General features: G+C 68.7%; 19 protein-coding genes. 3 read left to right on the top strand and 16 right to left on the bottom strand.

Annotated elements, in window-relative coordinates; translation table 11 throughout:
- Nucleotides 1-61: 61 nt before the first annotated feature.
- From H1D24_RS39245 to H1D24_RS39320, 16 genes are all read right to left on the bottom strand, one after another.
- On the bottom strand, nucleotides 62-253 hold the full coding sequence (locus H1D24_RS39245; protein ID WP_181662545.1) for a hypothetical protein: 192 nt from the start codon (nucleotides 251-253) through the stop codon (nucleotides 62-64).
- Nucleotides 250-1,233, bottom strand: a complete 984-nt coding sequence (locus H1D24_RS39250) for a hypothetical protein (RefSeq protein ID WP_181662546.1) — start codon at nucleotides 1,231-1,233, stop codon at nucleotides 250-252. The genes H1D24_RS39245 and H1D24_RS39250 overlap by 4 nt, the downstream gene beginning before the upstream one ends.
- Entirely contained in the window at nucleotides 1,230-1,478 is a 249-nt protein-coding gene (locus H1D24_RS39255) for a hypothetical protein (protein ID WP_181662547.1), read from the bottom strand. Before H1D24_RS39255 ends, H1D24_RS39250 begins: the two co-directional genes overlap by 4 nt.
- Before the next feature lie 88 nt (nucleotides 1,479-1,566).
- Nucleotides 1,567-1,944 (bottom strand): UBA domain-containing protein, encoded by a 378-nt coding sequence (locus H1D24_RS39260; RefSeq protein ID WP_181662548.1) that lies wholly within the window; start codon nucleotides 1,942-1,944, stop codon nucleotides 1,567-1,569.
- A 62-nt stretch (nucleotides 1,945-2,006) separates the two neighbouring features.
- Nucleotides 2,007-2,939 carry a recombination directionality factor gene (locus tag H1D24_RS39265; protein ID WP_181662549.1) on the bottom strand — a complete coding sequence of 311 codons (933 nt, stop codon included), beginning with the start codon at nucleotides 2,937-2,939 and terminating at the stop codon, nucleotides 2,007-2,009.
- A gap of 2 nt (nucleotides 2,940-2,941) precedes the next feature.
- A complete protein-coding gene (locus tag H1D24_RS39270) occupies nucleotides 2,942-3,784 on the bottom strand; it encodes a hypothetical protein (RefSeq protein WP_181662550.1) in 843 nt (280 codons plus the stop codon).
- A complete protein-coding gene (locus H1D24_RS39275; RefSeq protein WP_181662551.1) occupies nucleotides 3,781-4,521 on the bottom strand; it encodes a 3'-5' exonuclease in 741 nt (246 codons plus the stop codon). Before H1D24_RS39275 ends, H1D24_RS39270 begins: the two co-directional genes overlap by 4 nt.
- 98 nt (nucleotides 4,522-4,619) lie before the next feature.
- Complete coding sequence (locus H1D24_RS39280) at nucleotides 4,620-5,012, bottom strand: hypothetical protein (protein ID WP_181662552.1); 393 nt, start codon at nucleotides 5,010-5,012, stop codon at nucleotides 4,620-4,622.
- On the bottom strand, nucleotides 5,009-5,368 hold the full coding sequence (locus tag H1D24_RS39285; RefSeq protein WP_181662553.1) for a DUF6197 family protein: 360 nt from the start codon (nucleotides 5,366-5,368) through the stop codon (nucleotides 5,009-5,011). The genes H1D24_RS39280 and H1D24_RS39285 overlap by 4 nt, the downstream gene beginning before the upstream one ends.
- A complete protein-coding gene (locus H1D24_RS39290) occupies nucleotides 5,365-5,556 on the bottom strand; it encodes a hypothetical protein (protein WP_181662554.1) in 192 nt (63 codons plus the stop codon). The genes H1D24_RS39285 and H1D24_RS39290 overlap by 4 nt, the downstream gene beginning before the upstream one ends.
- Nucleotides 5,553-5,948 carry a hypothetical protein gene (locus H1D24_RS39295; RefSeq protein ID WP_181662555.1) on the bottom strand — a complete coding sequence of 132 codons (396 nt, stop codon included), beginning with the start codon at nucleotides 5,946-5,948 and terminating at the stop codon, nucleotides 5,553-5,555. Before H1D24_RS39295 ends, H1D24_RS39290 begins: the two co-directional genes overlap by 4 nt.
- A complete protein-coding gene (locus H1D24_RS39300; protein ID WP_181662556.1) occupies nucleotides 5,941-6,129 on the bottom strand; it encodes a hypothetical protein in 189 nt (62 codons plus the stop codon). Before H1D24_RS39300 ends, H1D24_RS39295 begins: the two co-directional genes overlap by 8 nt.
- Nucleotides 6,126-6,437, bottom strand: a complete 312-nt coding sequence (locus tag H1D24_RS39305) for a hypothetical protein (protein WP_181662557.1) — start codon at nucleotides 6,435-6,437, stop codon at nucleotides 6,126-6,128. Before H1D24_RS39305 ends, H1D24_RS39300 begins: the two co-directional genes overlap by 4 nt.
- Nucleotides 6,434-6,724, bottom strand: a complete 291-nt coding sequence (locus H1D24_RS39310; RefSeq protein WP_181662558.1) for a hypothetical protein — start codon at nucleotides 6,722-6,724, stop codon at nucleotides 6,434-6,436. Before H1D24_RS39310 ends, H1D24_RS39305 begins: the two co-directional genes overlap by 4 nt.
- A complete protein-coding gene (locus H1D24_RS39315) occupies nucleotides 6,721-7,014 on the bottom strand; it encodes a hypothetical protein (RefSeq protein WP_309484612.1) in 294 nt (97 codons plus the stop codon). Before H1D24_RS39315 ends, H1D24_RS39310 begins: the two co-directional genes overlap by 4 nt.
- Nucleotides 7,015-7,106: 92 nt before the next feature.
- Entirely contained in the window at nucleotides 7,107-7,403 is a 297-nt protein-coding gene (locus H1D24_RS39320; protein ID WP_181662559.1) for a helix-turn-helix transcriptional regulator, read from the bottom strand.
- 537 nt (nucleotides 7,404-7,940) lie between these two features.
- Between H1D24_RS39320 and H1D24_RS39325 the strand changes: the two genes are divergently transcribed.
- The 3 genes from H1D24_RS39325 (at nucleotide 7,941) to H1D24_RS39330 (ending at nucleotide 10,297) form a co-directional block, all read left to right on the top strand.
- On the top strand, nucleotides 7,941-8,375 hold the full coding sequence (locus H1D24_RS39325) for a hypothetical protein (RefSeq protein WP_181662560.1): 435 nt from the start codon (nucleotides 7,941-7,943) through the stop codon (nucleotides 8,373-8,375).
- Nucleotides 8,376-8,532: 157 nt separating this feature from the next.
- Entirely contained in the window at nucleotides 8,533-8,976 is a 444-nt protein-coding gene (locus H1D24_RS43300; RefSeq protein ID WP_258564685.1) for a hypothetical protein, read from the top strand.
- A 22-nt stretch (nucleotides 8,977-8,998) separates the two neighbouring features.
- Complete coding sequence (locus H1D24_RS39330) at nucleotides 8,999-10,297, top strand: site-specific integrase (RefSeq protein WP_309484613.1); 1,299 nt, start codon at nucleotides 8,999-9,001, stop codon at nucleotides 10,295-10,297.
- The last annotated feature ends 158 nt before the right edge of the window (nucleotides 10,298-10,455 follow it).

Consider the following 10,455-nt stretch of genomic DNA (forward strand, 5'->3'; position numbering starts at 1 on the left):
ATAGGTCTGCGGGTGCTGGGTGCTTCGGGTCAGGGCCCGGCGTGTGGCTGCCGGCGGCCGGTCATCGCCGCCCCGCTTCCCAGCAGTCCGGGCAGATGTCGCGGCCGTCGCGGGTGCGGTGCCAGCCCTGGCGCTGGAGGATCCGGCGAGCGGCGGTTGCCGACTGCGGGGCGCCGGGTCCGCTGTCCTCGGACATGCACGGCCCGACCTCGGTGTCCGGTACGTCGCAGGTGAGGGAGACGTAGAAGCTCACGCGGCGACCTCCTGCTTCATCTCGGGGTGGCGCTTGAGCGCCTGCTGCAGGTGGACTTTCGTGACGCTGAGCCGTTCGGCGGCCTGCTCGACGCTTAGGCCGGAGACCCACATGAGTTCGCGTGCGTCTGCAGCCAGGTCGGCTTCGCGGGTGGCGGCGGCATTGCGCGCGGCGAACTTCAGCTGGTTGCGCGTCTTGCCGTCGAGGTGCGCGTGCGCGGCGAGCCAGCCAGCGTGGGCGTGCTCGCAGGCGAGGCACATCGGCAGGCTCTGCCGCTTGTGGACCCAGTAGCCGCGGTCGGTGCCGCAGCAGCCCGTCCAGTCCGGCGCGGCGTTGGGGTCGTCGATCGCCTCGTCGTCCCATGCGCCGGGCGGCGCCCACATCTCGCGGGCTGCCCGCTTGAGGTTGCGGACGGACGTGCCGCGGGACTCGCCGAGCTTGCGGTATGCGACCTTGACCCGCTGGGCCAGCTCGTAGCGAATGGTCTCGGAGTGGCCGTTGAGCAGGTAGCTGGCGGTGGAATCCTCGATGTCGCCGGCTGCCGCGACGGCCTTGAGGGAGTGGCCGAGCGCCGTGAGCGCCCGGATACGACGGATGGATCCCACCGCGGGCACGGATCGGTTGGCGGCGATGGCGTTGCCGGGCTTCATCGCCATGATCTGGTCGGCGGTCTGGCGGCGGACACGCTTGGAACGGCCGCTGATGATGTTCTCGAGGGTGCTGCGTGGCCGTCCGATCTGCTCGGCGATGATCGTCAGAGCGTCGCCGTTGTCCATGAGCATGCGCAGGTGTGCGGCGACGGGTGCAGCGTCGACGAGGAGGCCGCGCCCAGTGGCTTTGAGGTAGCGCTGGTGCTTTGTGTACGCACGTTCCGCTGCCCTGCAGGGGGCGCAGTAGCAGCGCTCCTGCCCACTGCGGTGGTTGCCGCGGGCCCGCGCGTAGGTGCCGTGCGGCGGCAGTGTCTTGGTCGCGGTAGTCACTGGGTCCCCCCTTCGCGCGTGGCGAGGTCGTTGTGGAGTCGCCGGATGCCGTCGGCGGGCGGGTTGTTGAGGAGTTCGGTGATGGCTCCGGCGCAGGCGATGCGGAGCCAGGCTTGACGTGTGGCGCGGGCGAGCCAGTAGCAGGCGGCTGCGGCATGGAAGGCGACGAAGAAGCCGAGGATCGCGGCGGAGATGAGGGCGCCCCAAAAGATGGCGTTGGCGGCGTACAGGGCGTCGGCGATCACGGCTGCCTCCTCGAGGGTCGGACGATGAGCGCGCGGGCGACGGCGGCGATGCCGAGGCCGGCGAGGCAGACGAGGATCAGGGCGGCGATCACGCGGCGGCCCTCCGCTGCTTGTTCCGCATGGCGCGGCGCTGGGTGGCTATGGCCCGGCCCTTGTCGGTGAGTCGCCAAACCGATATCCGGTGCCCGTGGGTGGGGCCGGAGGTCGACGGCACCATCCGCCCGGTGTGCTCGATCACGCCGCCGCCGCGGAGGCTGTTGATGGCGGCGCCGAGGAATCCGGGGCCGAGGTCGGGCAGCAGCTCGCGGAGCTGGTTGCAGGTGAACTCGTCGCGGGCCTCGCCGAAGTGGAGGACGGCCTGCTCGACGAGGAACCGGTCCCACTCGTCGTGGCGGGAGATGTCCTCGAGCAGCTGGTCCTTGACGGTCGACGCGAGACGCTCGGCGACAGACAGACGCTTCTTCATGTGATGTCCTTGGGGTGAGGAGCCGCCCGCACTGCCCGCGGGCGGCTCTCGATGGGTGCGGGCTACTGCTGCTCGACGAGTTCGGCTTCGTATGCGCCGTCCTCGTCCGGTCCGGCGGCCTCGGCCTTGAGCCGGTCCGCGATCGCCGTCAGGCCAGCGATCAGCTCGTCGTTCAGGTGGCCGGCGGCGTTCGCCCGCCGGTACACGTCGCCGACGTCGTCCGGGGTGAGCGCGGCCTCGGCCTCGGCGAGGTAGTCCGGTCGCGGTGCCTCGATCGCGGCGACGGCCTGACTGGTGGCGCCCGGATCCAGGGCGACCGCTGCCGTCATCGGCCCGGCCAGGGCCTGCCGCGGGGTCACGCCGCGCAGCTCCACCACAACGACGGGGAACTTCTTCGTCTGCCCGTCGCGGACGACCTGCCTGGGCTCGATCCGCAGATTCACCGGTACGAAGCCATCGCCCCTCGTTCCGGCGAGGACCATGTCGACCATGCCGCCCCACTCGGATGCGGCGTAGAAGCTGTGGGTCTCGGCCCGCCACATGCCCATGCCGGACAGGTCCGGGAGCATCACGTTCAGGCGGGAGGTGGTGGAGCAGACCACGCCCTTTTTCTGCTGGTGCCAGTCCTCGCCGAACTGCCGGGCGCACAGGCACGGCTGGCGGGACAGCAGCTCGGTCTCGCCGTCGCAGCGACGCTGGCAGCCGCCCTTCGTCCAGAGCTCGTTGTACTGGTTCAGCGGGTCGCCGGGGGTGATGAGCGCCTCGATCGAGGACGCCTTGGTGATGACCCGCCACTGCGTGATCGTGGAATTCAGCGCCTGCCACTGCTCCGGAGCGCCGCCCCACAGCTCGGCCGCGGTACGGACGTGCTCCTCGGAGTGCGAGGTGACGACCCACGTCGCGGAGCGGACGGGCCGGTTGCCCTGGGTGTAGCCGGTACGCAAGCGTCCGTGCTCGGCTGCGCGTGCCTGGATATTGCGGAGTCGGGAGCCCATGCTCAGGCTGCCTTTCGGATCGTGCGGCGCCGCGCCGGAGCGGGCTGGCCGGGGGCGAGGAGCGCCGGGTATGTGGAAGGGGCTGCGTGATGCCAGAGCGCGTTGGCGAGGGCGCCGCGGAATGCTCGGTGGGCGTCGCGGCCGGCGGGCATCTCGACGAGGGCGTGGGACCTGGCGCGGAGGTTGAGGATGCCGGTGCGCTGGATCTTCGGCATGGGCTGTTCGGAGTCGTCCGGCAGGAGGACCGACTCGCAGTAGCGGAGGCCTGCGAGCTGCTGGGTGTTCTCCGGGTAGACGGACTTGGCGGAGCGGGTGGCGGAGGTCTTGAAGTCGATGAGCCACAGCTCGAGGGCGCTGTTCTTGCCGGTGGGCAGCCAGATCATGAGGTCGGCGGTTCCGGCGTAGCCGAGGCGCCGGTGCAGGCAGGTGATCTCGGTGGCTTCGATGTGCTTCTCGATGTTGACGCCCCAGTAGGACAGCCACAGATCGAGCTGTGCCAGGTAGGGGGCAACCTGGGGGTCGACTGCGACGGGGGCACCGAGGAGGCGCTGCTCGGCGGCCTTGTGGATGCGGTCGCCAAGGTCGGCGGCCGTGTCGCGGGCGTCGCGGTGGATCTGCTTGATCTGCTTGGTGAGTTCGGCCCGGTCGGTGATGGCGCGGCGTGCGACCTCGATGCGGTTGTTGAGGATCCATTCGACGGTGACCTTGACCGCCCACGGCATAAGCGCCCGCTTGTTGACGCTGGTGTCGAGGACGTTGGTGACGGAGACGAGGTCGGGGCCGCCGGCCGGGTCGCGGTAGTAGCGCCCGTTGTCGGTGTCGTAGGCGTGCCGGGGGTCGGTCACTGCTGCCCGCCGTAGGTGTTGGAGAGGGCCTGGCCGGCCATCTCGGCGAGCTGCTCGTCAGTGGCGGTGTAGAAGGCGTCGGCCTTGGTGATGGCGTCGTACACGTCGCGGGCCCAGCGGGCGTCACCGAGTGCGGTGTGGGCGGCGCCCTTGACCGGCGGCTCGATGCCCATGAGGCGGGACAGCTCGTAGGACTTCCAGCCGCCTTCGAGGAGCCGGTCGGCGCGGCCGTAGAACTCGGCGTCGCACTGCTGCTTGGTCAGCGTGTAGGCCTGCCCGTACAGGTGGCCGACGGCCATGGTCGCGATGTCGCGGGTGCGGTAGTGCCAGGCTGGGGTGACGCCGGCTTGGCGGAAGAGCTTGGTCAGAAAACGCTCATCGAAAGCCGGGTTGGAGCCGACGAGGACGGACCCGTCCAGGAGCGCCATCAGGTCGAGCATCAGATCGCGGCCGGAGACGGGGCGGTCGGCGGGCATGCTGCCGGTGGCCAGCCGGACGGCCAGCTCGCCCTCGGGCACGGCAAAACGCTCGTGGTAGCTGTTGATGTCCAGGGCCTCGGGGTCGGCTTCGGCGAGGCTGACGCGGATCTGCCACAGGTACTCGGCATCCGGGTGCCCGGGGCGCCGGTGGATGATCGCGATCTCCCACGCGTCGTGGTGGTCGACGTCCAGTCCGGTCGTTTCGGTGTCGATGAACGCGAGCGGCTTGGGCGCCTTCGTGGGGCTGCTGGTGGTCATGTCTCCTGCTTTCAGGCAATGGGGGGGCCAGCCCCCTGGCGTGTTGTGGCTTTGGTCGCCGACCGTGGCGGGTGGCTGGTCACCGCCCGGCCGGCGGTCTAGGCGGCGGGGATGTGCGCCGGGTCGGTGGCGCCGGGTGCCGCGGGCTGGGGCGTGATCGGGTACACCGCGCGGAGGTCGCTGACGTCGGTCGGCACCGTGGGCTGGTCGTCGGCGACACGCAGGTCCCGCGGCGCCGGGACGTCCACCCGGTGTGCGTTGGCCCAGGCGGCTTCCCACGCCCGCACGGCGCCCTGCAGTCGCTTGATCTCGCGGCTGTCGACGTCGTGCTGCCGGACGGCCTCCTCCTTGTCGGCGAGGCGGTCGCGGCGGCACAGGGCCAGCGCGTCGGCGAGACGGGCGGTCTCTGTCTGCTGCCAGTGCAGGCGCTCCCGCAGCTCGTCGTTGTCCTGCTTCAGTCCGGCCTTCGTGAGCCGGTGCCGGCCGCTCACGCTGCTGCCTCCGCCCGGAGCTCCGCAGCGGTGCGGAGGAGCAGCTGGACGGCGTCGTCCTTGTCGCGGCCCTTCTCGTCGTTCCACGTGACGAGCGATGGCCGGTCGATTCGGTCGAGCAGGGCGCGTTCGGCGGCGTAGACGCCCGGGGATTGGGCGTAGCGGGGCGTGCCGTGGGCGGCGATGTTGAGGGCGCCGATGATGTCGACTCGGCAGCGGTCCAGCGACAGCCCCGTGTCGGCCTGCTTCGTGTCGTACAGGTGCCGCTTGTTCAGGCCGTTCTTCCCGATGACCCCGGCGGCCTCGTCGAGGAGCGCGGCGACCTCGGTTGTCGTGGGCTGGGTTGCGGTGGTCACCAGGCGCCTCCTTCAGGCGGGCACTTGCAGTCGCGGGGGTCGGCCTTACCGTCCGCGCAGGGGCAGTCGGGTCGGCCGGTGCAGCCGTCACAGGCGACGGCGGGTGCGATGTCGCCGATCTGGTGGCGGGCGATGAGCCCGGCGGCTATCAGGCCGATGCAGATCGCGATCACAGCGGTGGCGGTCATGAGACGGCCTCGGGGAGCTGCACGTCCTCGACGGCGCGACCGTTGTGGGTGGCGTGCTCGCACTTGCGGAGGAGGCAGGGCTCCGCGCGCTGCCGCCACTCGTCGTGGCCGATGAGCTCGTGCCGCCAGCCCTCGGCTGCCTCGCGGCGCCGGTCGCGGACCTTCGGCGTGAACTGCTTGTGGGCGTCCTCGGCGAGCGGGCCGACGTACTCGGCGAGCGCCGAACCCTCGACGCAGCCCTGCGGGTTGATGCGGATCCAGAACTTGCGGGCCGCCTGCCGCTCGGCGCGCATCGCGGCGACGCAGTCCGGGTGGCCCAGCGCGCGCAGGACCCAGGCCCGGTTCGTGGCCATCTCCCGGCAGTCGGCGCAGACGGTCGTGGTCTCAGGCATTGCTTCCTCCGTTCAGCTCGTCGGGCAGTTCGATGAGTCCGGCCTCGATGGAGGCGATGCAGTTCGGGTCGGTGATCCACGCGGGTACCGGGCGGCGGGTTATGCCGAGGCCGTGGAGCAGGCCGGGCAGGATCACCGGGTCGGCGTCGGCGGGCATCGGCGGCAGGTCGAGGAGGCTCACGACTCGTCACCGCTCTCACGCTCGGCCTTGAGGCGGGCGATCTCCTCGCGAGCGGCGGCGAGTTCGTCCTCTGCGGTGCGGCGGCGCTGCGTGTCTTCGGCGAGCTTGTCGCGCCACCTCTGGACTCCGCGAAGGATCGACTCGGCGATCTTCAGCTGTTCGTCTGCGGACAGGTTGGAGCTGATCTGGAAGGAGACCGAGCCGCTGTGGCCGCCGTCGGGCTGGATGTACAGGGCGGGGTGAGGCAGGCCCGAGCCCCGGGCGTGGGCGTGCTCCTCAAGGAAGAAGGTCACGTTGAAGCTGCTCACGAGGCACTCCCGGGCTTGCTGTAGTCGCGGCCGCGGAGGTCGGGGTCGATGTCGAGGAACTCGTGCCACTGGTCCCAGTGCTCGGGCGTCGGGGCGGTGCCGCGTTCGGCGAGGTGCTGCAGCGCATGCGCACGAAGCTCGGAGATCTGCTGCTCCAGCTCCGCCGGCTCGGGCAGGTCGTTGCTGTCGTCGAGCTCCGGGATGAACGGTTTCGCGTTCGGGTCGAGCAGCGAGAAGAACTCGCGGGCGGTCAGCGGCTGGCCGAACGGGATGTTGTCGATGCTCATCGCGCACCTCCGGCGGCCTGCTCGTGGGCGGCGCGGGCTGCGCGGTCGGCCTCGACGGCTTCCCACCACGTGTAGAACAGGGCGTCCAGCGCCCCGTCCTTCTCGGCCTCGGGCAGGGAGTCGAAGGCGACGCGGCCGATGTCGAGGACGTCGAAGCCCTCCGGGTGCGTCTCGCGCAGCATCTCCTCAGCGGCGTTCCACATGACCTGGAACGCGGACAGCATCGGGACCTGCGTGGTGATGCGGTCGAACTCGTCGAGCGGCTCAGGGTTCTGAGAGAATGTGGACACGGTCCACGCTCCTGTTCTTCAGGGTTCTGGTGGTGTGGATCGCGAGGTCGCTCCCGGGCTGGCGTTTGGGGGCGGCCTCTTGCGTTGGCCGACTAGGCGGCGGCGCGGGCGGTGTGCCGGCGGGAGTGGTGCGCGATGCGCGGCTCCGGCGGGCGGGACTCGTGCGAGGGCTCGGCCCGGGTGGCGGCCTCGTAGAGGCCGTCGAGGTGGGCATCAAGGTCGGCGATGCGGTAGGCCAGGTATCGGCCAATCGGCACGCCCCTTGGCCCCTTGTCGAGCTGGCGCCACTTGTAGAGCGTTGTGCGGGCCTGGCCGATGTACGGGGCCGCATCCTCGATCCAGAGGTAGCCGGCGGGGGCGGGGGGCTTGCCGCCCTTCATGTTGGGCATGGGGTTACTCCTTTGAGGTGGGGGTGATCTCTGGAGACGTGTCGTCCAGTTCTGGAGACGTCTTGGGCGCGAAAAGGACCAGGATGTCGACGCCGCTGGCCTCCGCTATGGAGTGGGCTTCGTCTATACCTGCGGTCTTCTGGCGTCCGGTGCGGAGACGATCTATGAGGCCTGGGGTGCAGCCGACCTCTTTCGCGAAGGTTCTTACCGAGTAGGGGGCGCCTCGGCCGGGGTGATCCATGACCCATCGAAGGATCTCGGGATTTCTCAGCTCGTAGCGATGGCGACGGCTCAATGGATCTCCAGTGATACGGAGTGGCCTTGACTGAGACGAGTTAAGCACACGAGAGACGATTCGTCTACGAAACTGGACGGCTGGATCGTGTGTATCGGCAAAGTCTCCGCATAGATAACATCGATTTGTAGACGCTTCGTCTCTAACACGCGATGGTTGTAGGGACTGACCTGCTATTTTTCGGGCGCGACCCCCCACGTCTAGAGACAGTCGGTGACAGAGTGACTCGAGAGGATCAGGACATGACGGTTCCGGCCACAGCCCCGGACCCCGGCGCGGCCGAAGAACCCAAGCCCATCGGCGCGCTCTCCCAGCTCATCCAGGAGGCACTCGACAAGGGCGACTCCTACGCGAAGCTCGCCGAGCGTGCCATCGACCCTGAGACCGGCGAGACCGTCTCCAAGCCCTACCTGCAGCGCATCGTCAAGAACCCTCCCGCCAACCCGCCGACGCCGCCGATGATGGGCGCTATCGCCGCAGCCCTCGGCAAGCCGCTGCGGCACGTCAAGGAAGCGACCGCCAAGCAGTGGCTTCTCTACGAGGCCACCGAGCTGGCTGGCTACGACTCAGAGGTCCGCATCATCGTCGGCCACCTGGCGGGCAAGTCGAAGGCGGAGCTGCTGCGCTGGCGCATGATGATCGAGGCGGATGAGCGCGCCCGTCGCGAAGCGGAATAGCAGGAGCGGGTCAGCTGCGCAGGCAGCTGACCGCAAATGTCCGTAAGTAGACATTCACCGCAACAGATTGTCGTTGCCTGCACACCGGACGTATCCTTCCCCACTCGTGCACACGTGGATGACCGACCACTGTGTGCACTGTCGTTGGGGAGGACCCATGCTGCGCTGTGTGTACCAAGCTGCTGACCTCGAACCGGGGGTCATCACCGACTGGCGCGAGGAGCGCGGACTCCTGGAGATCCGCATCGCCCGTCACGCCAGACCGTCCGAGTTCGCACCTTCGCTGAACGCCACGCTGTTGGACTTCCTCGCCACCGCGGAGTGGTACCAGATATGGAACGGGGAGGTCATCTCCGTCAACTCGCCCGGCAGTCCGCTCCGCGCGACGGTCGAACTGTCCAGGCTGCACGATGCTCCGCCCGTGGACATACGCGAGCACAAGGGCCACGTAATCGTTGATGTCTCCCCTACCACGACGGTCGACGAGTTCGTGGCGACTCTCAACCCATCCCTCGAGATCTTCTTGGCCGGTGGACAATGGTTCCAGTTGTGGCAAGGCGAGATCGTCACCATGGACTCGCCCGGCGCCATGGCCGCCTGACGGTCACGAAAGGGGGAGCCGCGTGCCGGGCTACATCGAGGACCGGTGGTACACGAAGCGCCCAGACCCGAAGACGGGCGAGAAGCGTGAGACCGCGCGCCACGGTCAAGGGAAGCGGTATCGGGTAGCCGGCATCCCCGGCGTCCGAGACCGCAGCTTCGAGAAGCTCACGGGCCCCGACGGCGCGAAGGCGTGGCTGGCCAAGGCTCAGCACGAGTCAGCTAAGGGCGAGTTCATCGACCCGCGCGACGGCAACATGCTGCTGCGCGAGTACGTCGAGACCGAGTGGTGGCCCAACCAGGACTACAGCGACCCCAGCACCAGCGCGACGGTGAAGGGGAAAGTCTGGAACCACATCCTGCCGCACCTGGGGTCCATGCCTCTCAACGCCATTAAGACGCCGCAGCTGCGCTCATGGCTGAAGGAACTGAACAGCCAGCTCGGGCCGGGCACCGTCAATGATGTATGGGGCAGCCTGTCCGTCATCCTGCAGGCAGCGGTCGAAGACGAGCGCATCACAAGGAACTACTGCCGATCCCAGTCATCGGTGCGCCCGCCCGCCCGGCCGGAGCCGAAGGCGCGCGCTTGGACGCGCCAGCAGGTGCTACTGGTGCGTTCCTCCGTCGATGAACGCATGTGCCTCGCTGTCGATTTGGGTGTGGGCGCCGGCCTACGGCAGGGCGAGGTATTTGGTCTCGCGACGGAGGACATTGACGAGGTCGGGCAGCTGATCCATGTGCGGCGTCAGGTGAAGAAGGTCGGGTCGAAGCTGGTGTTCGCCCTTCCGAAGGGCCAGAAGACGCGCACCGTTCCGGTGCCGCAGCATCTCCTCGACCGGATCAGTGAGCACCTGGAGCGGCGCCCGGCGAAGAAGGTGACGCTGCCGTGGGGCAACCCGGGCCCAGCCCAGACGGAGAAGGAAGCCAAGGAGCGTGCTCCGCGAACCTACGAGCTTCTGCTGCCTGCACCCCAGGGTGGGGCTTGGTATCGGGACTACTTCAACAACACGATCTGGAAGCCCGCATTGGAGGCTGCGGGCCTGTGCGGGCCGCCGATGGTGACGAAGCGGCCGATCGCGGGGAAGCCGGGTAGGTTCCGGACGGTGAAGCGATATGCCGAGGATCGGGAGCAGGGGTTCCACTCGCTGCGGCATACCTTCGCCAGTGTGCAGCTGGACGCGCGGGAGTCTGTCGTGTCAGTCTCGAAGTGGCTCGGTCATTCGGATCCGTCGATCACGCTCCGGATCTACGCGCACATGATGCCGGAGGCCGATGGTCGCGGCCGGACCGCGATGCAGAACTGGTTTGAGATCTCTCCGTAAAAGATCTCCCCAGATCCTCCCCAGCGGTTATGGATCTTTGCCGACGACTTGCTTGCGGCGGCAGGCGGATGCTTCAGCTAGCGGCCTGACCTGCATGTATGGACGAGTGTACGAGCCTCGGCGGGAGGCATTGGTTCTTCAGGGACCGATGTTCGGTT

This window comes from Streptomyces himalayensis subsp. himalayensis (assembly GCF_013778455.1).
Lineage (GTDB): Bacteria > Actinomycetota > Actinomycetes > Streptomycetales > Streptomycetaceae > Streptomyces > Streptomyces himalayensis.